A 22,671-nucleotide genomic window follows, 5' to 3' on the forward strand; every position below is an offset into this window, starting at 1 on the left:
CAACACATGATTAGATATGGCTTGCGGGTAAAGCTATCCTTTCACGGCTCCGAGGGTGATGCCCTTGACGAAATACCGTTGGATAAAAGGGTAGATCATGACGATGGGAACGATGCTGACCACAATGGATACATAACGCACTTGGATGGTGGATACCGCCAGTGCATTGCTGGTCATCGCGCCGCCCATTTTCTGCATGACCTCGGGGGAGGCCATGACAAGCACCCTGCGCAGAAACATCTGGAGCGGCTGCATATCCTGTTTCCCCAAATAAAGCAATGCGGTAAAAAAATTGTTCCAGTGAAACACGGCATAATACAGTGCCAGCACGGCCAACGTAGGCTTGATGATGGGCACGGCCAGCCGGTACAGCATCGTAATCTCATTGGCCCCGTCAATACTCGCGCTTTCGAATATTTCATTCGGAATGCCTTCCAGTGCGGAGCGGCAGATCATAACGTTAAACGTAATGACCAACACGGGCAGTACCATCACCCAACGGGTGTTATACAGGCCCAGCGAGTTAATCAGCATGTATGCCGGAATCAGGCCACCGGAGAAATACATCGTGAATGCGATGAAAAAGTTAAGTTTCCTGCGCAGAAAAAATTGCGGCCGGGATAACGGAAATGCAGCCAGACATGTGGCCACTACATTAAGCAGCGTGCCCACCACGGTATACCAGACCGTATTGTAGAAGGACACCCACAGTTCACGGTATTGCAGCACCATCTTGTATCCGGACAGCGTAAATTCAACGGGGAACAGAGACACCTTCTGTTTGTCGATGGCATCGACGGAACTGAACGAAATGCTGATCACATATAGAAAAGGATACAGGGTGACCACCACGGCAAGAATGGTCAAAATGTGAACCAGAACGTAAAATAACCGGTCGCTTGCGGAAATCTTCATGTTTCGCCTCCTTTGAAGTTAGAAGCTGCGACGAAATCAAGTACCGCTAAGTTTCTCGCAGCTTCTTAATGATGGGCTTACCATAAGGACATCTTGGTCAATCGTCGCGTCAGCGTATTGGCTGCCAGGACGAGAATAAACGTCACGATGGAGTTGAAGAGGCCGACGGCGGTCGCAAATCCGTAGTTTTGTCCGATAATTCCCATACGGTAAACATAAGTGGAGAGAACATCAGCGGTATCGTATGTAGCGGGATTGTAGAGCAGGTACACCTTTTCGAAGCCTACATTCATGATGCCGCCCAACGACAGCAATAACAGGATCACAATCGTGGGTTTGATGCTCGGCAGCGTCAGGTGCCACAGCTCCTGAAATTTGTTGACACCGTCGATTTTGCCGGAATCGTACATTTCGGAGTCGATGCCCATGATGGCAGCGATATAGATAATCGAGCTGAAGCCGAAGCTCTGCCAGATGTCCGAGCTGGTGAAAATGGTACGGAACCACCCCGGCTCCATCATGAAATTGACGGGATCCATGCCAAGCTTCATGATCAGCGTGTTGACGATGCCATCGGTCGGAGAGAGAAAGTTGATGATCATGCCGGCGACAACCACGGTCGAGATGAAATGGGGAAGATACGTCACGGTCTGCGCGAAACGTTTGAACACCCGGTTTTTGATTTCTACAATGCAAATCGCGAACAGGATCGGAATCGAAAACCCGAAGAGAAGCGGAAGGAATGCAAGCAGGAACGTATTCCGCAGCAGCCTCCAGAAATAGATGGAATGCACGAATTGATCAAACCACTTCAGACCCACCCATTCTCCGCTGAACACGCCCTGACCCGGCATAAAATTCCGGAAGGCCAGCAGAACCCCGGGCATTGGAACATACATAAACACGACGTAATACAGAAAGATGGGCGAGAACATCAGCAGCAGGTATTTGTCGCGCCGCATCAGCTTGAACAGCGCCTCCCACCGTCTTTTCACCTTGAATCAGCTCCTTCTCTTCATAAATTACAACGTTTGAAATTTCGAACAAATTTATAGATAAACCAGATGGAATATCTCATAATTAAATAGGATACGTACAAAAATTTATGCTGGATGTTTATAATTACAACGTTGTAATTTTGCCTTAAATGAATACGCTTACATAACATTTTACCCATCATAGCAGAGCCTCCACAATTTAGCAATAAACAAATCCGTCGGAAGCCACTATTTTTTTGTACAACTAGCCCCTTCAAATCACAAAAAACGTAATGCCTTACGCTCCTTCTACAGAGCAGGCATTACGTCTGACGCCGGTATTCGGTGGGTGTTAAACCCTTGAGCCGCAGAAAGGCCCGATAAAATTGGTCGATGCTTGAGAATCCGCACTGCGCACAAATATCCGTCACTTTTGCCTGCGTTCGGCGCAATAACATCGAAGCCTGTTCCACCCGCAGCCTCAACACATATTGATGCGGGGTCGATCCGGTCATCGCTTTGAACGAACGCATGAAATGATACCTGCTCTGATGCGCAACGGCAGCCATCGAATCAATGTTCATTGCACCGGATGTATAACTGTCGTGAATATATTCAAGCACCCGGGTCAAATGTGTGTCTGCGGTCCCCAGGAAAAAACCGTCCACTCGCGCAGGCTTAGCCGAAAGCAATCCTTCTTCCCGGGGGGAATGCTCCCGCCCCTTCAACAAACCGTCCAGATACCTTTGCACCTTGAATTCAAGCTCCTGCATTTGAAGCGGTTCCGGTGCATCCTCCAGCAGAATGGCGCTACAGCTTCTGAACAACGTGTTGATCTCCCGCGTATCGAATACATGCAGGCTCTTCACCTCCTGCTGCCGATGTTCCCGTTCTCCATCCTTCCCACCGGCCACAGGAAGGCTGCGAAATTTGATGACGATAACGCTCGTATCCGAATCCATCTGAAAAAAGTGCTCGGTTTGGGGATGCGCCACAATGGCCTTTCCGGCAGCGAGTTGATAGGCACGGCGTTCCTGAACGAAATCGCATATTCCGCTCACGGGCATCGTGACCTGATACCAGTCGTCATGGACATGCGGTTCATTGGCAAAACGGCCCGAAGCTTTCCATAGTTCCAGATCGTTCATCATTATGTTCAATTCCATATTGTTCTCACCTGCTGACATTATAGCAAAAAGTGCGTACTTTCCCAGCACTTTTCGCAAAGACAAACCGTTTGCGATCTTCTATGATGAGTAGAAAAATCTTCGAGGTGATTTCCATGGCCCAGACGGCCTACATGAAATTGCAAGTGAACCACGCCGCAAACTGGGCACTGGCCGGCGTAAGCTTCGCTCATCTGCTCAACGACGCGATGCAGACGGTCGTTCCGGCATCGTTCCCGCTCTTCCAGCAAACGCTGCAGCTGAGCTTTGCGCAAATGGGATGGATCGCGTTTATGCTGAACATTACCGCATCCGTTCTGCAGCCGTTGATCGGCTATATGTCGGATCGCAAACCGATGCCGATTCTGCTGCCTGGGGGCATGCTCTGCTCGCTGCTCGGCATGCTGGGATTCGCGCTATCCACCGAACTGTGGATGCTGCTTGTGTCGGCAGCCCTGCTGGGCGTAGGCTCTTCCGTGCTCCATCCGGAATCTTCCCGTGTTGCGCACATGGCTGCAGGCAAAGGACGTGGGCTGGCCCAGTCGATTTTTCAGGTTGGAGGCAATACCGGGCAAGCTTTGGCGCCACTGGTCGTTGCTTACCTGATCCTGCCGCGCGGGCAGCACAGCTTCCTGTGGCTTATTGGTCTGGCCCTGGCGGGCATGCTGATTCAGACCTATGTCAGCCGGTGGTACAAAGACAGGCTGGCCCTGCAGCAGGCGAGCTCGGAAGCGAAGCGGTCACTTAAGCGTCAGGAACAGGCCGGAGGCTCAGCAGTATACAGCAAAACGTTCATTGCCTTTACGCTGGGCATTCTGATCCTGCTTCTCTTCTCCAAGTTCGTCTATTTGGCAGGAATGACGGGATATTATTCGTTTTATTATGCCGACCATTACGGCTTATCGTTGTCCCAGGCGCAGATTTGCCTGTTTATCCTTCAATTTGCGGGCATGGTCGGCACCCTGATTGGCGGTCCTTTGGCCGACCGATTCGGACGTAAGCCGATGATCTGGTTTTCCATTGCAGGCACGGCCCCTTTCTCGATCCTGCTCCCTTATGCAGGTCCGATCTGGGCCATGGTGCTTTGCGCATGCATCGGCATCATCCTGATGTCCGGATTTAGCGTAATTATCGTCTATGCGCAAGAGCTGCTGCCAAATCACATCGGTACGGTATCCGGCCTGTTTTTTGGACTTTCCTTCGGCATGGCGGGACTGGGGTCCGTCGTGCTGGGCTCCCTGATGGATGCCACCAGCGTCGCTTGGGTCATCCAGTTGTGTTCTTTCCTGCCGCTGCTGGGCGTGTTCGCCATCTTTCTGCCCAAAGGAAAGCAGGCAGCCGCCTGATTGCGGTTGAACAATGGCGAGCATTCGGTCTACAATGTACAAAAGCTGACATATAAGCATGAATCGCAAAGACGGCATTTTCAGGAAAACGAGGAATAGGTCAATGGAAAGAAGGGTAACTGACATGATGATTGATGTGCAGCATGTAACGTGGAAAAGAGGGCCGCTCACCTTGCTGAACGATGTGACCTGGCAGGTGGGCGATGGCGAGCACTGGGCCCTGCTTGGCCTGAACGGGTCGGGCAAAACAACGCTCCTCAACATGATTACCGGTTATTTGTGGCCGACCGAAGGCAGCATCTCGGTGCTGGGGCACACGTATGGAGACGTCGACTTGCGTCAACTACGAAAGTCCATCGGCTGGGTCAGCTCCTCCCTGCAGGAGAAGCTGTACGGAACGGATCGTACGCAATACGTCGTGATCAGCGGCAAACACGCCACGATTGGACTGTACGACAAGTTGGATGATAACGACCTCGATCAAGCCAGACATTGGATGAATATGCTCGGCTGCGGGCACCTCTGGGACCGCGAATACCGCACCTGTTCGCAGGGAGAGAAGCAGAAGCTGCTCATCGCCCGCGCGCTGATGGCCAATCCGCGCATTCTGATTCTCGACGAGCCGTGCAACGGCCTCGATCTGTTCTCCAGGGAACAGCTGTTGAACAGCATCAGTGCATTGGCTGCCAGGGAAGATACGCCTTCGCTTATTTATGTCACCCATCACACCGAAGAGATTCTGCCGGCTTTCCGGCACAGCCTGCTGCTGCGCAGGGGCGAGGTGGTCGAGCGCGGACTCACCAAAGACCTGATGAACGTGGATGTGCTGACCCGTTTTTTCGAAGCCCCGGTAGAGGTCGACTGGCACGGTGAACGCGTGTATGTGCGTGCCGCGCAGTCATCATAACTCAAGCCATTTATCCATACGATGTGTACAACCTGTGCAGAAACGCCTTTGTCATGCCCCGAATGATTTATCCACATGTGGATAGATATCGGGGCTGTTCCCTTTCAACGGTTATCCCCACAAATTGTGCATACCTCTCCCGTAAATGTGCAAAACGTCGCGCAGTATGCCACGCCTAACGCAAAAAGACCGTCTCCGAAACCAACCGGAAAACAGTCCTTTACGTTTAACAAGCGACATCAGCCAAAGCGCTGGGTTTTGTACCACTTTGTTTCCCTGCGGAGAATTTTGTCCCCGATCAGGGAGATAAATGCCTTCACGGAAATGATCAGGAATAACTGGGCATACGTGAAGTAGGATATGCATGCCACGATAAAATTCCGTGTGTTCAACTGCCCGATATCGGCCGAAAGCGCCAGCGTGATTTGCAGAACATAAATGTAATACATGAGTGCCCAGGCAATCACGAGGTATACGTACACGTCTCCGGCAAACTGGAACGGCGAGACGACATCAGGATTGAATAACGCAACAATCTGATAAATGATGTTGGATACGAAAATGATGTCCGATACGAGAATGGCGATCATGAACCAAAAATAGCTTGCCGCATAATAAAGCACATGCAGCTTGATTCTCCAACTGGTACGGTCAAACAGGTGTTTCACATTATCGATGACCACCTGGTAGTTGCCTTTGGACCAACGCTGTCTCTGTTTCATGTAAACCTGCAACTGCTCCGGCTCCTGCTGATAAGCCTCGGCACGCGGAGCCAGCGCGATAAGCTGCCCACGCGTGAGCACATCGAAGGAAACCGCCGTATCCTCCGTAATCGCGTCCGGGTCCCAGCCTCCGATTTCCCTGATCAACTGGGATTTGATGATATAGTTGGTTCCGGGAATCGTACCCAGCTTGAACAGTTCCCACAATCCGGTATGGTGGACGCGCTGCACGGTCACAAGCTCGAGATTGATACAATGGGAGAGAAAGTTCTGTCCACGATTGCGGGCTTTGTTCCGGCCAAAAACAGCGCCGTGCTTCTCCGGGTTTTCAAGCGCTTTTTGCACCAGAAATAACAATGCGTTGCGTTCAGGCGCGGCATCGGCATCATATACGCAAATCCATTCGCCCGTGGACATTTGAAGAGCGTCATTCAACGCTCCGGATTTGCCGCCCGCGCCGGTTCGCTCAAGAATCGTGAAATCCCGCTCGGCATAGCTCGTATTGGCCTTCAGTTTTTTCAAGCGTTCGGCCGTATCGTCCGTGCAGTTGTCAGCAATGACAATGACCTGCACCTTATGCTCAGGATAATTCAAACGTAGAATATGCTCCACGGTAGACACAATGACAAGCCCTTCGTTATGGGCGGGCACCAACACCGACACCGTTGGAAAGTGATCCATATTCACGGGAATTTCGATGGGTTGCTTTTCCTGGCGATGAATGAATCGAATGGCCCCGGCCATGATGATAATGGCTTCGGTCACGGAGATCCAGATGCTGAGAATGGACAGCAATAACACGGTATCAGCCATTCATTCTCCTCCGATCATATTTTCTGTTGATCCGTTCCCGGAAACGCAGCGTAGCCACGGTCAGTATAAGGATCGAGATGATAAAAAAACTGCTTACCGCAATGCAAAGCGGGATAAACCAGGATACATAATCCATGGATGATCCTCCCCTTCAGTCTAGATGTATTCTCCAATAAGGTCCGTTTCCGTGTTGCGCTCAAGAGCGGCGATTACCGCATCGACATGTTCGTACTTGTCAAACTGCTCTTTTTGGAACACCAATGCCCCGGACTTGATCACGGTTTGCAGCTCGTTTCCTTTTTTGTCGATAAACTGGAGGTTCATCATGGCATCTCTGATTCGCTTCGTCATCTCCGGCAAAAAGTCCGCATTGGTCATCGGACATAAAATAACGAAACGTCCGCGATCCACATAAAACTTATAATCCTCATACCGGATCTGCTTCTGAATCGTATTCGATAGTTCCTGCAAAAATTGGGCATAACGGACGGAGCCGAGCGATTCCTGCACCAGCGACAAAAACTCGATTTTGAACATGGCCATGCTGAAGCCGTATTGGTCCGAGTAACGCTTTGCCAAATTGCTCTGTTTGATGACCGTATCGGCAAAAGCCTCGCGATTTCCCAGCGACGTATCGAGGTCAACCTCGGGATTGCGGTCCTGCAGCTCCTGCAATCGCTCCATCACGCGTGCGCTGCGTACGAGCCCTACCTTGATAAAGGCTGCCACAGCCACGTTAGCCGGAATGAGCAGCCACCAGGAAAACGAGATGACGTTCACATCGGCATACGTTACAAGCCATACAAAATAAGACACCAAATAAATAAATCCAATGACGACAGAGACGCCTACCGGTATAACAAAACCAACGACCAGCGCGCCAAGGGCAGCGATGCTGAATACAACATCAATCAGAGTGTAGCTTTGATTGAGATACAGCTTGAGATAAACGAGCAGCTGTTGAATGACCGCTAACCCGATCAAAATGGCATAACCCCAAGCCATGCGAAGGATGGGCGCTTTGTTTCTCATGGTTCCCTTCTTTCCAGACGTTTTTCCAAACGTTATTTCGCTAATTTATGACACCGTTTGACAATTATATACTAGCATAAACAATCGTAATTGAAATGAAAATTTTTATATACTATTTTCATATACTATTTCAAGAAATGATACAATTTCGTCTCTCCGAGCAAAGCGACAAGGTTATCAAACATATGCGTATTCCCGCCCGAAACGTATCCTCCCGGATAGCGTGAGTCTTGATCCCGCAATTTCACCATCTGTTTGTACAGCTGCTTCGCCCACTTGGGATCGTCTGCCCGAATGGCTAGCTCGATGGCAAGACCGTAAACGGCAGGCGACTCATAAGTAACGGAGGGCGTGCGCTGGGTACGGTTGTATTGGCCCGGAAGGTAGTGCAGCCGGTTCATTTCCTTTTTCAGAAAAGTGATCAGTTTGTCGGGTTTGCGCGGGGTCTCCATCAAATGGTTGGCAATGATCAATTGGTCGATCAAATTTACCGTATCGCTATATGCAAATTGTTTGGTCGATGGATCAAAGGTTTTGGCATAAAACACGCCATCATCAGGCATGCTTTGAAGCAGGCCTTTGTATTTGCCATAGGTCCCCGGCTGCAGCATTTCATGCGACTCCATCGCTTTCAGGGCAGGCAGATCCACATAGACCAGGCTTAATAGATCCGACGAATAACCATTGGAGAAATCATGGAAATCGACATAGTATCCATGCTGCTGCACGAATTCCGTCAACACCCGAGAGATGGCGGCTGCCGTTTGCAGCTTGTCCTCTCTCCCGTCGGCCCACTGGTCGGCTGCGGCCAACAAGGCATTCACGATGCGGAAATCATCGCCAAGCGCATTGGTCGTCACATGCGATGTTCCATCCGCATCCAGCTTCCAGGCTATGTACTTTTGCGGCATGAGAAAATACGTTTTTAACAATGTATAACTCTGCTCAAACATGGCCTGATCATTTTTGGCCACCGCATATTGCATCCACAGGCCGATCGACTCGGACAGTGCTTCACGTCCTGCGACGATATCGGGATTCTCCGAACGCGCGTCCTGCAAATAAGAGGCCAACGTGCCATTGGGATTGGTCATATGATTTTGGATAAACGATGCCGTGGGGGAGTTTTCGTTCATCACGAATCTTTCCTTTAACATAAAAATCACCGCCACCAGCACAACGGTTGCCACCACCAATGCTGGAATCCAGATTCGCCATGTACGTTTCATACTTTCCTCCTGATTCTGAATCTCGTGTGCCGCCTTCTGATCACGAGCATCCCCGAAACAAGTTCGGCGCACGCCCAAGGGATGTAATTCAGCATGTGTAGGCTTCATTCGGTGGAATCCATGTAGGCTCTTCGGCCGCCTTTCTTGACGAACTTCCAATCCACTTCAATATTGTGGCGCATCCGGCGCAGCAATCGGACCGCTGTTTCGATCTCTTCAGGCGTAAATCCGGCAAGCGTAACCTGGTCCGAATGCACGCCTTCCCGGCGAATGAATTCCCAAGCTTCCAGTCCCGCCTCGGTGGGATAAAGCAGCTTGTTCTTTTTATTGCCCTGCTGAGGCTTCTTGACGATAAAACCGTCCGACTCCAGTTTACTGATGGCCCGGGCAGCCGTCGTCCGGTCAACCTTGATCAGCTCGGCCAGCTGATTGGGGATAATGCCGGGATTTTCGCAGATGCGATAAAGATAAAGGTACTGTCCCCGGGACAGGTTCAGGTGCTGAAACTCGATGTTGCTGATGGAATCGAGACAGCGGGCAATCATGCCGATTTCGCGCAAGACCTCTTTCAAGCTCATTCACGCCTTTCTATACCTTTTGTTGCATTCGCAACATAGTTGGTGTTATAACTAAAACATCTGATTGATGCAACTCACAGGAGACAGACCACGTTTAGCGGTTGTTTTACTTGCAATATCAGGATGCTTTAGCTCCGATGTCGATTCTCGCTGATATTATAACTAAACATCTGATGGTGCAACTCTCAGGAGACAGACCACATTTATCGGTTGTTTTACTTGCAATATCAGGATGCATACGCTCCGATGTCGATTCTTGCTGATATTTCAGGACAAGTTCAGTGTACCATGCCGAAAAGGGTTATTACCGACCAAAGGGGACATTTTCATGAATACTACGGTGACAGAAGTTCAAAATCAGGAACAATTGGAAGCCTGCTTTGCCATTCGCAAAGCCATTTTCGTTGAAGAACAAGGGGTGCCGGCAGAAGACGAGTTCGACCAGTACGATGCGCTTCATACGGAAGCCCGTCACATCCTTGTACATGTCGATGGGGAGCCTGCCGCCTCGGCCAGACTGCGTGTTGTCGAGCAAACGGCCAAGCTGGAGCGAATCTGCGTTATGATGGAATATCGCAAGCACGGTCTTGGAAGAGTGCTCATCGACAAGCTGGAACAAATGTCCTTGGATCAAGGGTTGGTCAAAGCGAAACTTCACGCTCAGGTACAGGCCTCCGGCTTCTACGAACGACTTGGATACGCCCCGGCTTCGGACGTTTTTCTGGAGGATGGCATTCCGCACTTGCTCATGACCAAAACATTGAATTAGGGCTGTTCGCGAGCGAAATCGCCACAATACGCCCAAAGATAACGCAAAAACGCCTATGCACCTACTTCTACAAAGTGGAGTGCATAGGCGTTTTATTCGCTTTAGTGCCTTTGCAGTAAGCCCGCAGTCACAGCTTCATTGGCATGCGCCCAGACACTACTGCCCCAGCGCCAGTTGACCTGGCTGCTGTTTTTTCATCTGTTTGCTGCGCAGCTGTCCGCAAGCGGCGTCGATATCTGTGCCGTGCTCCATACGCACCGTTGCATTGATGTCGTTTTTCTTCAGCGTATCATAGAATCCGAGAATCGATTCCTCCGTACTTCGCTGATACTGGCTGTGTTCATCGACCGGGTTGTACGGGATCAAGTTCACGCTCACCATGCTCTTCCGGCTGGAAAGCAATTCGGCCAGCTCGGCCGCATGCTCGCGTTGATCATTGACATCGCGCAGCAAAATATATTCGAACATGATGCGTTTGTTCGTCGTTTGCAGGTAATAATCCACGGCGTCCATCAGCTGCTCAATCGGGAACGCACGGTTGATCTTCATGATCCGTGTCCGCAGCTCGTTGTTCGGCGCATGCAATGAAATCGCCAGATTCACCTGCAGGCTGCTGTCCGCAAACTCCTTGATTTTGTCCGGCAGTCCGCTTGTGGAAACGGTAATGCGTTTCGCCGCAAGCGCAAGACCCTTCCGATCCTTGATCACTTCGATAAAATCGGACATGTTCTGGAAGTTGTCGAACGGCTCACCGATGCCCATCACCACGATATTGGTGACGCGTTCGCCTTTGCTGGCCGCATCCAGATGACGCTGCACGTGCATGACCTGTTCAACGATCTCTCCGGCAGACAAGTCCCGGCTCTTCTTGATCAGGCCGCTCGCGCAGAAGCTGCAGCCGATGTTACAACCCACCTGCGTGGTTACGCAGACGGTCAAGCCGTATTTTTGCCGCATCAAGACCGTTTCGATCAGATTGCCGTCATAAAGGCGGAGCAGAAATTTGACCGTGCCGTCGGCCGACTCCTGCTTCACGTGTTCGCTGACCGAATTCATCGTAAAATGCTCGGCCAGCACGTCAAGACACTCCTGGCGCACATCGGTCATATCCGTAAAATCGCGAGAGCGCTCCTGATATAGATGTTCCCAGATCCGGGAGGCACGGGATTTCTTCTGTCCATGCTCCGGCAGCCAGGAACGCAATTGATCTAAAGTTAATCCATAGATGGATGGTTTGTTCATTATGCTATCCTCTTTTCGCAAAAAGCATATGGTCTATTGATGAACCGCAAGCCAAACGTCTTTCGATAAACTTCCTAATATGGAGACAGACTGCGTTTCGCTCAAAAAACCTCTACACCTTATTGTCCCAAAATTGCAAAAGGAACACAAGGCCTTTCGCTTTTCTTCCAAGAGGTTTTATGGTTGGTAAAACTGAACAATACATGTCCAGGGTGCGGGTGAATTGCCCGCCCTTGGTTTTAAAAATGAATGATGCCTGACGTATGCAGCAATACCAGGAACACAAGAACGGGCGCTACATACCGAAGCATGAACAGCCATACTTTGAACCAGCCGGCGTTCAAGCCGGAGGCTTCGGCTGCATTTTTCCAGAAGTAACCCGCAAAAATGGTCACCAGCAATCCGCCAATGGGCAGCAGGATGTTGGAAGCAACAAAGTCCATCCAGCTGAACACGTCCGTGCCATTGATTTTCAGCTCCGGCATAAGTCCCATCGACAATGCGGCCGGAATGCCTACGATAAAGACAGCGAGGGAAAGCACCCAAACGGAGCGGCTGCGGCTCCACGACAGTCTTTCCATAAAGTATTTGACCGGCACCTCCAGCAGCGATACAGCCGAAGTCAACGCCGCAATGGCCAGCAGCACGAAGAACAGTCCGCCGAACAAGAAACCCAGCGGCATCGCCGAGAAAGCCGCAGGCAAAGCGATGAAGATGAGCGATGGTCCTTGGTCAGGCGCAATGCCGAACGAAAACGTCGTCGGGAAGATAATCAGCCCTGCAATGAAGGCATATAACAAGTCACCCGCGCCGACGGCGACGGTAGCCGCTCCAAGGGATTGATTCTTGTCTACATAAGAGCCGTATGTGACCAAGATCCCCATCCCCAGCGACAGGGAGAAGAAGGCATGTCCGAGTGCCACAAGCGCCGATTCGGTCGTTAATTGCGAGAAGTCGGGGTTCAGGAAGAACGATGCTCCCGCTCCTGCTCCAGGCAATGTCAATGCGCGAACCATCAGCACGAGCAACAATACCAGCATCGCCGGAATCAATACTTTGTTGAATTTCTCGATCCCGCCGGATACCCCTTTGGCAACGATCAAACCGGTAATGAGAACGGAAACGAGCTGCCAAACGATCGGCAAGTATCCGCCCATAAAGGAACTGAATTGCCCGGCAAAGTCCTGATTGTTGTACAAGGCTCCGCTAAAGGATGTTACCGCGTAATGCAGGGTCCAGCCTGCAATGATGAGATAAAACGACAAGATGATGAACGGCGTCAGCACCTGCAGCAATCCTGCAGCCAGCCATCCCTTGCCTCCGCCTGCCTTGATGAAAGCCGTGGCGGCGCTTCCGCGGCCGCTGCGTCCAATCGCAAGCTCAGCCAGCAGAACGGGCAGACCGATCAACAGAAGACAGACGATAAAGAGCAGGAAGAATGCCGCTCCCCCGTTTTCCCCCGTGATATAAGGGAACTTCCACATATTTCCCAAACCCACCGAGCTGCCGATCGCAGCCAGGATGAAACCTGCGCGTGAGAAGCGTTCCCCCTTGCCGGAGCTGTTTGGATCCAAATTGGAATGACCTAAATTCATGTATCTACTCCACCTGTCCTAAATTTATTTCGTTATTATATACTACTCTCCGTGTCAGGTCATTCAAAAAATCGAAATAAGTCAAAATGTTATTTTATTACAATGACTTGGCACAAAAATATGCTGCCTTGCCCTCTATTCAGATTAACCAAATTTGGCCATGATGCGCTTTTTGCGACTCATTTTCTTTTCCCCATGGTCAAATACAATCCGTTTCCTCCGGGATCGTGTTTCGTTCTCGGAGAGCAATATAGAGTCTCGTTATGTTCCCTCTTCAAAAGCAGTGTGGGTCAATGTCCTTGCCTTTAAACAACAAGTTGCCGCGAATGTAACCAAACCACAATAAAGAAGGGGCGAACAACCAAAGAGTTGGTCGTTTGCCCCCAAGAAGTCAGGTCATACCGTTTTGATTTCAAGCAGCTCGTATTTGATGATGCCCATCGGCGCATTGACGTGAATGACGCTTCCCACTTCTTTGCCCATTAATTCCTTGCCGAGCGGGCTTTCATAGGAAATTTTGTTGTCCGCCACGTCCGCTTCTGCCGGACCGACCAGTTGGTACTCCAGTTTTTCCTTAAACTCGATGTCATTTAATACCACGGTAGAACCGATGCCCACCCGGTCCGAATTCAGGTTGTCGGCCGAAACCACCCGCGCCTTGGTCAGCATCTTCTCCAACTGCAAAATCCGAGTTTCCATAAATGCCTGATCGTCTTTGGCTGAATGATACTCACTATTCTCCTTCAGGTCACCGTAACTGATCGCAAGCTTCAGACGCTCAGCCAATTCCTTGCGCTTGACCGTCTTCAATTCCCTCAGCTCGTCCTCCAGCTTTTGCAAACCTTCCTGCGTCAAAATAACTTCATCATTAGCCATATTTCACATCTCCTAATCGTGCATTCTTCTTCTATTCTAACCTATATCCATTCCAAACGGGTAAAATACCCGTGAAAAAGAATTTAGGCCGTGTAAAACGGAGGGCATTTCCTTAAAGGAAAGCCGCTTCCGTATGCCGAATACAACCGTTAGGTGATGACATATGACAATGACGATGAACATGCATATTCTCTCTGTCCCAGCGGTACTAAACGAAGAACATTGGAACCTGCTTCTCTCTCAAGTCTCTTCCGAACGACGGGAAAAAGCGGCCCGCTTCGTGCATCGGGTCGATGCGTACCGCTCTGTACTCGGGGAAGTACTCGCAAGGGTCACGCTGGGACAAAAGCTTGGGCTGCGACCGGATGAATTGTCCTTCACGCAGAATGCCTACGGCAAACCGTCCCTGCTGACCCGCGATCCGGATGGCGATGTGCCGTTCAACCTATCCCATTCCGGCAGCTGGATCGCACTTATCTCGGGCGGCCGGGCTCCGCTTGGCGTGGATGTAGAGCAAATCGCCCCGATCGACATGCACATTGCGGAACGTTTTTTCTCTAAAGAAGAGAACGGCTATTTGGCCACATTGCCTGCAGCGGCTCGGCTGGAAGCCTTTTACCGGTTATGGACGCTTAAAGAAAGCTACATCAAAGCCGTTGGCACAGGGTTGTCCATGCCGCTGGAGTCGTTCTCCATCCTGCCCGACGGAGCCGGGCATTGGCATTGTCCCCAAACCAGGGCGTATCGCTTTTTCAGCCAGCGTCTGGATGACAATCACATGCTGGCAGCCTGCTCGACCGCGGGAGAGCTTCCGCAACAACCGGAGATTGTAACGATGGAAGAAATCCTTGAGGGACTGGTGCGTTGATATGCGCATCGTTCCCCTGGTTCATATTGAACTTCACATCGTTCCATTGCCGATAGCGAATCAAATTCCTCGTGGCGCGCTTCTCAATTCGCACCCTCGTGTACCATACCAGGCGCGCCCTGCTCGTCACATAGGCTGAGCGGCTTCAGATCGGTCCACTGCTCGGCGATATAGTCCAGGCAAACCCGCCGTTTGGCCTTGCCCAGCATCATCGTCCAGCCCGCCGGAATCTCAATGGATGCCGGCCAGAGCGAATATTGGCCCTCGTCATTCATCAATACCACGTAGTTGCCATCCTCCCGTTCAAACGGGTTCGTCATAGGTGTATCCCCCTTTAAAGCGTATAAAAGCAAATGGATCGGATTCAAAACGCAAGGCTTTGCCCCGCCCGTCCAAGGGGCGAGCGGAGATCCGCTTCGGCTGAACTTAGCCGTCGCTGCGTTTGCCCAGTGCATCGAGTTTGGCCGCGAGTGTGCGGCATATCTCCTTAAGCGGCCCGGGCTGGCACAGGTCCTTGTGCCTGCAATGGATATCGTGGCGCTCCATGCCGCCGCCGACATATTCGTTCCACATCTCGGGATCGATGGGGTCGAACCAATCGGGAATGATGGTGGAACGGAAGAAAAGCAGCTTGCCATCGAAGCGCGACGGCTTGTATTCGCCCAGGATGCGCACGGAATTTTCGTATGTCCTGCGCAGCTTCATGATCGTTTCCTCGTCGAGGCTGGCCAGCGCACTGCCCTCGCTGCGCAATATGCGCATCGCCGTAGACATGTCCAGCGGCGCATCGCCGATGCTGTTCGGATCGTATCCGCCCAGTGCCAGCAAGGCGGTCAGCGCCTCTTCCTCGTCCGGTTCGCCCCGGATCGGCAAGTAATGGCTCGGATACGAATCGAGCATGGCCAGCAGCTCGACTTCCTCTCCCTCGGCCTGCAGCTGCACGGCCATGGCTTGGGCGACATTGCCGCCCAGCGACCAGCCCAACAGGCGATATGGCCCTTGCGGCTGGATGGAACGAACGTGGCGGATGTAATCCGCCGTCATCGCATCCAGCGTGGCCGGCAGGTCTTCGGCTTGGGCGATGCCGCGGGCCTGTAACCCGTAAATCGGAACATCCATGCCAAGATGCTTCATCAACCCGGCATAACACCAGCTAAGTCCCCCGGCAGGATGGATGCAGAACAATGGCGACTGCTCCCCATGTGGTCGGAGCGGCAGCAGCACTTGAAGCGAACCCGTGCCCGATTCGCCATCCATTTTCAGCCGCTCCGCCAAACCTGCCACGGTCGCCGTTTCGAACAGGATGCCGATGCCCGGCTCCTTGCCGAGCGCTTCCCGAATTCGGCTCATAAGACGCACGGCCAGCAGGGAATGCCCGCCCAGTTCGAAGAAGCTGTCGTCGATGCTTACACCGCGAAGGCCCAATACCTCGGCGAACAGGTCGCAAAGAATCTCCTCCTGCGGATTACGCGGTGCCCTGCCGCCCGCGGCGAGCTGCATCTCCGGCATCGGCAGGGCTTTGCGGTCCAGCTTGCCGTTCGGCGTCAGCGGGATCGCCTGCATGACAACCACTGCCGACGGCACCATGTAGTCCGGCAAACTTGCCGATGCATGGCGACGCAGTGCAGCCCACTCCGGCGGCGATGCGTTGTCCGCTGCGGGCACGACATACGCGACGAGGCGCTTGTCTCCAGGCTGATCCTCCCGCACGACGACCGCTGCCTGAGCAACGCTCGCATGGCGGGCCAATACAGCCTCAATTTCGCCCAGTTCGATCCGGAAACCGCGAATTTTCACCTGCTGATCCGCGCGGCCCAAATAATCGAGCGATCCGTCATGCAGGCGTTTCGCCAGATCGCCCGTCCGGTACATCCGGGTTCCCGGCGGTCCGTACGGATCGGCGATGAATCGCTCTGCAGTCAACTCCGGCCGGTTCCAATATCCGCGCGCAAGGCCTGCTCCGGCTATATACATCTCACCCGCGACTCCGGTCGGCACCGGTTGCAGCCGCTCATCCAGCACGTACACCCGCAGATCGGGAATCGCGCAACCGATCCAGCTGCTTGCCCCTTCGTCCGCGCTGCCCCGATGCAGTTCCTTGTAGCTCACATGTACCGTCGTTTCGGTAATGCCGTACATGTTGATCAGCTTCGGCGCATCGTCGGCATGGCGTGCGTACCAATCGTCCAGCCGTCCCAGTTCCAGCGCTTCGCCGCCGAAAATGACGTAACGCAGCGACAGCTCCCTTCCGATGGCAGGCTCCTCGCGATCCGCCTGCATCAGCTGGTAGAAAGCGGACGGCGTCTGGTTCAATACCGTTACCCGCTCTTCGGCGAGCAAACGAAGGAATGCTGCGGGCGAGCGGCTGATTTCGTGCGGAACAACGACAAGGCGTCCGCCGTGCAACAAAGGCCCCCAGATTTCCCAAACGGAGAAATCAAAAGCATAGGAGTGGAACAGGGTCCACGTATCGCTTGCATCGAATTGATACCAATGCTGCGTGGCATCCAACAGCCGAATGACATTGTGCTGGGGTATGACCACGCCTTTTGGTTTGCCTGTCGATCCCGACGTATAAATCATGTAGGCCGGGCTGAACGGCGACATGCGGCCGTTACGCTCGTCGTCAGACACATTACGAGCTGGTTGGGCGTTCAATCGTTTAACAGTTTCCTCATCGTCCATGAGAATGCAGGACACCGATTCGACGTTCGGAAGCAGCGCCCTTACCCCGCCGATGGCAATCAGGACGCGGGGATTCGCGTCGGTCAGCATGTGAATCAGCCGGTCTTCCGGATAATTCGGATCAAGGGGGAGGTACGCGCCCCCTGCCTTCAGAACGGCGAGAATGCCGACCACCATATGGATGGACCGCGGCAGCGCGAGCGCAACCATCTGCTCGGGAGCGACGCCCTCGGCGATCAAAAGCCTCGCGAGCCGGTTGGCACGATCGTTCAGCTCCTGGTATGAGATGTGCTGCTCCCCATGAATCAGCGCGACATGGTCCGGATGAGCGGCCGCCTGCACCTCGAAACGTTCGGCAATGGTCGCTTTTGCTTGCTCCGTTTCATCGATTTGGCTCGCCCATTCTTGCTGGAGCGCAGCCCTCTCCTTCGGTGTGATCACCGGGAAGGAGCCGATGGCCGCATCCGCGTGCCATGCGGCATGATCCAGCACTTGCCGCAACCGTACAGCTATTTCTTCTGCCGTGGAGCGGCGGAACAGGTCGGTGCTATACTCCAGCACGCCCGATATGCCAGCTGGCGAGCCGTCATGCCCGCGCTGCTCCGTCAATTCGACCGTCAGATCGAACTTGGATGCGCCAACGCCATGCACCAGCGTTTCTGCCGTAACTCCCGGCAGATCAAGCGGGGTGTCCGGCGTATTTTGGAGCACCAGCATGATTTGGAACAACGGATGTTTGGCGCGGGAACGCGGAGGATTGATTACTTCCACCAGCCGCTCGAACGGCAGATCCTGATGCTCGTATGCCCCCAGATCCACGGTACGCACGCGTTCCAGCAATTCGCGGAACGTTGGGTCACCCAGAGTGCTGGTACGCAGGACAAGTGTGTTGATGAACATGCCGACCACCTCGTCGAGGGCATCGTCGTTCCTGCCGGCGATTGGCGTTCCGATCACGATATCCGTGCCTGCACCCATGCGGGTCAGCAGCACGTTCAAGGCGGCATGCAGCACCATGAACAGGCTGACCTTATTCTCGCGTGCCAATGCCATGAGCTGGCCGTGAAGCTCAGGGCCGATGGCAAACGGAACCGTATCGCCCTCATAGCTGGATACGACCGGACGGGCATAATCGGCAGGCAGCGTCACCTGCTCCGGCAGACCGTCAAGATGATGTTTCCAGTAGTCCAGCTGCCTCGCGATCAGGCTGTCCGCACGCTGTTCGTCGCCAAGCAGCCTGCCCTGCCATGCCGCATAATCGGCATATTGAATGCGCAGCGGGCTCCATGCCGGCGCATGTCCCAGCAGCCTTGCCCGATATGCTTCGGATACGTCCCGCAAGAGCGGCGATAGCGACCAGCCGTCGCCTGCGATATGGTGGAGCAGCAGCAGCAGCACATTCTCCTTTGGAGCGATCTTGAATAGCGTTGCGCGGAGGCAGGTTTCCTCCGACAGCTCGAAGCTGTAACGCGAGGCTTGCAGCAGTAAACCTGGCAGCATATCCTCCTTGGCCGAAACGGTCTCAAATCGAATGCGGGTACGCTCGTCGGTTTTCGGCAAAATGCTTTGGCTCGCTGCGCCCAGTTGTCGCGGATATAGCGTTCGCAGCGGCTCATGCCGATCGATGACGTCCTGCAGCGACGCACGCAGGACGGCTTCATTCAGAACGCCCGACAACCGCGCCACAAGCGGGATATTGTAGGTCGGGCTGGGTCCTTCCAGGCAATACATGAACCACAACCTTTGCTGCGCAAAAGACAGCGGAATGCTGCCCTTCCGGGAAATCGGCTGAATGGATGGCCGTGCCGTCTGGGCATGATCTAGCCTTCTTGCCAGGGCGGCCGCCGTCGGAGACTCGAACAGAACGCCGATGTTCAGCTCGACGCCGAATATATCACGCACGCGTGCCGTCACTCTTCCCGCGAGCAGGGAGTGGCCGCCAAGCGCGAAGAAATCGTCGTCGATGCCGACTCGGGCAACGCCAAGCACTTCCGCGAACAGGCTGCAGATCATCTGCTCCTGCGGCGTCCGCGCGTCCCTGCCTTGGGATGGGGACAGGACGGATGGAATTGGCAGGCGTTTGCGGTCGATCTTTTTATTTGGCGTCAGCGGCATTTCAGACAGCTGCATCCATGCAGCCGGTACCATGTAGTCAGGCAATGCCTCGGCCACGCGGCTGCGCAGCTCGGTCAGTTCAACATGCCCGGAGGCCTCGGCCGCAACGACATAGGCAGCCAGCCGTCGCTGCCCAGGCTGATCCTCTCTCGCCATGACCGTGACCTGGGCGATGCCCGGAATCCTTGCGATCACCGACTCGATCTCGCCAAGCTCGATGCGAAAGCCGCGAATTTTAATCTGATGATCCGCGCGTCCCAAATAATCAATCTCCCCATCGGGAAGCCATCTGGCCAGGTCCCCCGTACGGTACATCCGGCTGCCCGGCAATCCGTACGGATCGGCAACGAAGCGCTCGGCCGTCAGGTCCGGTCTGCCCAGATAACCGCGCGCAAGTCCATCTCCGGCGATGTACAATTCACCGGCTACGCCCGGCGCCGCTGGCTGCAGCCCCTGATCCAGCACGTAAAGGCGGGTATTCCCGACCGGACCGCCGATCGACGGTTTGCCGGAATGCTCCGGCTTCATGCGTCCTGCCGTGGAGTAGATCGTCGTTTCGGTTGGGCCGTATTGGTTGTTGACCTGACAGCCCATCTCCTCCAACGCTTGCTTCAGCTCGGCCGTCAACGCCTCGCCGCCGGTAATGACCGTCAATCCGTCAAATCGTCCGGGACGGCTGTTCACCAGCGACTGCCATAACGTCGGGGTTGCCTGCATGATGGTCGTTCCCTTCTCCCTCATTTGCCGGGCAAGGGCAGCCGGGTCAAGGATCGTTTCCTTTTGCGCCAAATCGAGCCGCGCGCCTGTAACCAGCGGCAGGAACACCTCCATGACCGAGATGTCGAACGCAATCGTGGTAACGCCCATCCAGCGATCATGAGGACCTACCTTCAGGCGGCCACGCATGTCCTGAAGCAGGTTGGACAACCCCCGATGGGTCACGGCTACGCCTTTCGGCTTGCCGGTGGAACCGGAGGTATAAATGATGTATGCCGGATTCTCCAACGATGCCGGAACCGTCCGATCCTCCTGCTCGGGATTACAGTCGGGCTGCTCTTCCAGCTCGGCCTGAACGGCGGGATCATCCAATCGCATGACAGACACTTGCATATCGCGCAAACGGTCTGGCATACTGTGCTCCACCGTGATCAGGCATGCCGGTTCGGCATCGGACAACATGTAGTTCAGCCGATCTATCGGATAATCCGGGTCAAGCGGAAGATAAGCTGCCCCTGTTTTATGAACCGCCAGGATTGCTACGACCACATTCAGCGATCGGGGAAGGGCAATAGCCACGATTTTCTCCGGACCAGCCCCGAAACGGCGGATCAGCGCATGTGCGAGACGGTTGGCCTGTTCGTTCAATTCGGCATACGTCAGCGTATGGCCCTCGCAGGTTACGGCCTCCGCGGAAGGCGTCCGGCGAACCTGCTGCTCGACCATGGCTGCCGAATGCAGCTGGGGAACGCCCTGATCGGTCGCATTCCACCCTTCAAGCACTTGTTTCCGCTCTGCCGGAAGCAGTACATTCAGATTGCCGACCGGCTGGTCTGCGGCGTTCTCTTGAACAATGGTATCGAGCAAGCGTAAATATCGGAGCTGATGCGACCGCAGCTCCTGCTTGCCATAGATCAACGGATTGGCATCCATATCAACGCGCAGTCCATGACCATGCCCCTGATCCACCACATGGATGGCCAGATCGTCTACGGGCCCTGTCGATAGATTGTGGATCATGCCGGGCTGCCCGGCAAAGTTCAGCTCATGATGGAAAGGCATCACGTTGATCATCGGGCCGAACAATCTGCGATGTTCTCCGAGAAGTCCCAGGTCCCTGCGCAGGTCCTGATGACGATATCGCTGATGCTTGCGCACGTTGCGGATCTCCTGCACGATCTGCTTCAAGAGACTGTCCAGCCGTTGTTCCGGCTCCACGTTCAGGCGAAGCGGCAGCACGTTCATCACCATGCCGGGCACCCGCAAAGCTGACGTTCCCAAACGGCTCATGACAGGCAGCGCCAGAACGACGTCTTGCGTCCCGGTCATGCGGTGTACGTAGACGGCGGCCGCGGCTACGAGCAGATCCGGCCAGGTTACGCCGTACCGCGAAGCCGCGGACTGCAACCGTTCGCGATCCGCGTGGGACAACACGGCACTCTCGCGCAGGAAGCTGTCGGCCGTTCGCGGCGCGCCTTCGCCGAGACTCACGATGTCCGGCGCATCGGCGAACCGTTCCAACCAGAACTGCCGGTCCCGCTCCCTGGCGTCGGACGAATGATAGGCGGCATCCTCGTCCAGAACGGAGCATAGCGGGCCAAAAGAAATTCCAGTCTGCACGGCTTCATCGTTTGCCCTGCCGTCCACCATTGCCGTGTACAGCTGGGCCACCCGCCGTGCAAGGAGCGAGACGCCATAACCGTCGATCGCGATATGGTGCACGCGCTGATACCAGTAATAACAGTCGTCCGAGATGCGGAAGAGCGCCTCCCCGAAAAGCGGACCGACGGCGAGATTGACGGTCTGTTCCATATCCCGTTTCATCCAAGACCATGCCGCCTCGTTCGGTTCCGGTTCGTTCCGTACGTCGATGACATGGAATGGCCATTCCTCTGAGCCGCCGTTTGGCGCCTGCCAGGGTCCCTGCTCATTTTCGCCAAACACCATGTTCAGCGATTCGGCCTCGGCAACCGCCTGACGCAAGCTTGCCTCGAAACAAGCGGCATCCACATGCCCTTGAATCACGACGTATTCGCCGGTGTTGTACATCGGATTATCCGGGTGCAATTGCTGCGCATACCAGATGCCGGCTTGGGCGGAGGACAACGGCATCATGGCA

The 22,671-nt window shown here is 54.0% G+C and carries 17 protein-coding genes; 4 read left to right on the forward strand and 13 right to left on the reverse strand.

Annotation, left to right across the window (positions count from 1 at the left end; translation table 11 throughout):
* Nucleotides 1–33: 33 nt before the first annotated feature.
* The 3 genes from L6H98_RS05280 to L6H98_RS05290 form a co-directional block, all read right to left on the reverse strand.
* The gene (locus L6H98_RS05280) at nt 34–915 is read right to left on the reverse strand and encodes a carbohydrate ABC transporter permease (RefSeq protein WP_236413428.1); all 882 of its coding nucleotides are present in this window, start codon (nt 913–915) and stop codon (nt 34–36) included.
* 77 nt (nt 916–992) lie between these two features.
* The gene (locus L6H98_RS05285; RefSeq protein ID WP_236413429.1) at nt 993–1,910 is read right to left on the reverse strand and encodes an ABC transporter permease subunit; all 918 of its coding nucleotides are present in this window, start codon (nt 1,908–1,910) and stop codon (nt 993–995) included.
* Between the two features lie 305 nt (nt 1,911–2,215).
* Nucleotides 2,216–3,058 carry a helix-turn-helix domain-containing protein gene (locus L6H98_RS05290; protein ID WP_236413430.1) on the reverse strand — a complete coding sequence of 281 codons (843 nt, stop codon included), beginning with the start codon at nt 3,056–3,058 and terminating at the stop codon, nt 2,216–2,218.
* A gap of 116 nt (nt 3,059–3,174) precedes the next feature.
* On the opposite strand from L6H98_RS05290, the gene L6H98_RS05295 reads away from it, so the two are divergent.
* Both L6H98_RS05295 and L6H98_RS05300 read left to right on the forward strand, forming a co-directional pair.
* Nucleotides 3,175–4,404 carry an MFS transporter gene (locus L6H98_RS05295; RefSeq protein WP_236413432.1) on the forward strand — a complete coding sequence of 410 codons (1,230 nt, stop codon included), beginning with the start codon at nt 3,175–3,177 and terminating at the stop codon, nt 4,402–4,404.
* Between the two features lie 124 nt (nt 4,405–4,528).
* The gene (locus L6H98_RS05300; protein WP_236413434.1) at nt 4,529–5,311 is read left to right on the forward strand and encodes an ABC transporter ATP-binding protein; all 783 of its coding nucleotides are present in this window, start codon (nt 4,529–4,531) and stop codon (nt 5,309–5,311) included.
* Between the two features lie 239 nt (nt 5,312–5,550).
* Here the strand turns inward: L6H98_RS05300 and L6H98_RS05305 are convergent, their stop codons facing one another.
* The 5 genes from L6H98_RS05305 to L6H98_RS05325 form a co-directional block, all read right to left on the reverse strand.
* On the reverse strand, nt 5,551–6,846 hold the full coding sequence (locus L6H98_RS05305) for a glycosyltransferase (RefSeq protein WP_236413436.1): 1,296 nt from the start codon (nt 6,844–6,846) through the stop codon (nt 5,551–5,553).
* Nucleotides 6,839–6,982 (reverse strand): hypothetical protein, encoded by a 144-nt coding sequence (locus tag L6H98_RS05310; protein WP_236413438.1) that lies wholly within the window; start codon nt 6,980–6,982, stop codon nt 6,839–6,841. The genes L6H98_RS05305 and L6H98_RS05310 overlap by 8 nt, the downstream gene beginning before the upstream one ends.
* A 20-nt stretch (nt 6,983–7,002) precedes the next feature.
* Complete coding sequence (locus tag L6H98_RS05315) at nt 7,003–7,878, reverse strand: diguanylate cyclase (RefSeq protein ID WP_236413439.1); 876 nt, start codon at nt 7,876–7,878, stop codon at nt 7,003–7,005.
* Nucleotides 7,879–8,003: 125 nt separating this feature from the next.
* A complete protein-coding gene (locus L6H98_RS05320; RefSeq protein ID WP_236413440.1) occupies nt 8,004–9,107 on the reverse strand; it encodes a glycosyl hydrolase family 8 in 1,104 nt (367 codons plus the stop codon).
* 104 nt (nt 9,108–9,211) lie between these two features.
* Nucleotides 9,212–9,679, reverse strand: a complete 468-nt coding sequence (locus L6H98_RS05325; protein ID WP_236413744.1) for a MarR family transcriptional regulator — start codon at nt 9,677–9,679, stop codon at nt 9,212–9,214.
* Between the two features lie 334 nt (nt 9,680–10,013).
* On the opposite strand from L6H98_RS05325, the gene L6H98_RS05330 reads away from it, so the two are divergent.
* The gene (locus L6H98_RS05330) at nt 10,014–10,454 is read left to right on the forward strand and encodes a GNAT family N-acetyltransferase (protein ID WP_236413441.1); all 441 of its coding nucleotides are present in this window, start codon (nt 10,014–10,016) and stop codon (nt 10,452–10,454) included.
* Between the two features lie 156 nt (nt 10,455–10,610).
* On the opposite strand, the gene rlmN is transcribed toward L6H98_RS05330, so the two are convergent.
* The 3 genes from rlmN to greA all read right to left on the reverse strand — a co-directional run bounded on the left by rlmN (nt 10,611) and on the right by greA (nt 14,167).
* Nucleotides 10,611–11,696 carry a 23S rRNA (adenine(2503)-C(2))-methyltransferase RlmN gene (rlmN, locus tag L6H98_RS05335; RefSeq protein ID WP_236413442.1) on the reverse strand — a complete coding sequence of 362 codons (1,086 nt, stop codon included), beginning with the start codon at nt 11,694–11,696 and terminating at the stop codon, nt 10,611–10,613.
* A gap of 239 nt (nt 11,697–11,935) precedes the next feature.
* Nucleotides 11,936–13,291 carry a sodium-dependent transporter gene (locus tag L6H98_RS05340; RefSeq protein WP_236413443.1) on the reverse strand — a complete coding sequence of 452 codons (1,356 nt, stop codon included), beginning with the start codon at nt 13,289–13,291 and terminating at the stop codon, nt 11,936–11,938.
* A 396-nt stretch (nt 13,292–13,687) separates the two neighbouring features.
* Nucleotides 13,688–14,167 carry a transcription elongation factor GreA gene (gene greA / locus L6H98_RS05345; protein ID WP_236413444.1) on the reverse strand — a complete coding sequence of 160 codons (480 nt, stop codon included), beginning with the start codon at nt 14,165–14,167 and terminating at the stop codon, nt 13,688–13,690.
* 163 nt (nt 14,168–14,330) lie between these two features.
* Between greA and L6H98_RS05350 the strand changes: the two genes are divergently transcribed.
* On the forward strand, nt 14,331–15,035 hold the full coding sequence (locus L6H98_RS05350; protein ID WP_236413445.1) for a 4'-phosphopantetheinyl transferase superfamily protein: 705 nt from the start codon (nt 14,331–14,333) through the stop codon (nt 15,033–15,035).
* A gap of 83 nt (nt 15,036–15,118) precedes the next feature.
* Here the strand turns inward: L6H98_RS05350 and L6H98_RS05355 are convergent, their stop codons facing one another.
* Complete coding sequence (locus tag L6H98_RS05355) at nt 15,119–15,355, reverse strand: MbtH family protein (protein WP_236413446.1); 237 nt, start codon at nt 15,353–15,355, stop codon at nt 15,119–15,121.
* A gap of 106 nt (nt 15,356–15,461) precedes the next feature.
* On the reverse strand, nt 15,462–22,667 hold the full coding sequence (locus L6H98_RS05360; protein ID WP_236413746.1) for a non-ribosomal peptide synthetase: 7,206 nt from the start codon (nt 22,665–22,667) through the stop codon (nt 15,462–15,464).
* Nucleotides 22,668–22,671 lie beyond the last annotated feature (4 nt).

This window comes from Paenibacillus sp. JJ-223, from assembly GCF_927798175.1.
GTDB lineage: Bacteria > Bacillota > Bacilli > Paenibacillales > Paenibacillaceae > Paenibacillus > Paenibacillus hubeiensis.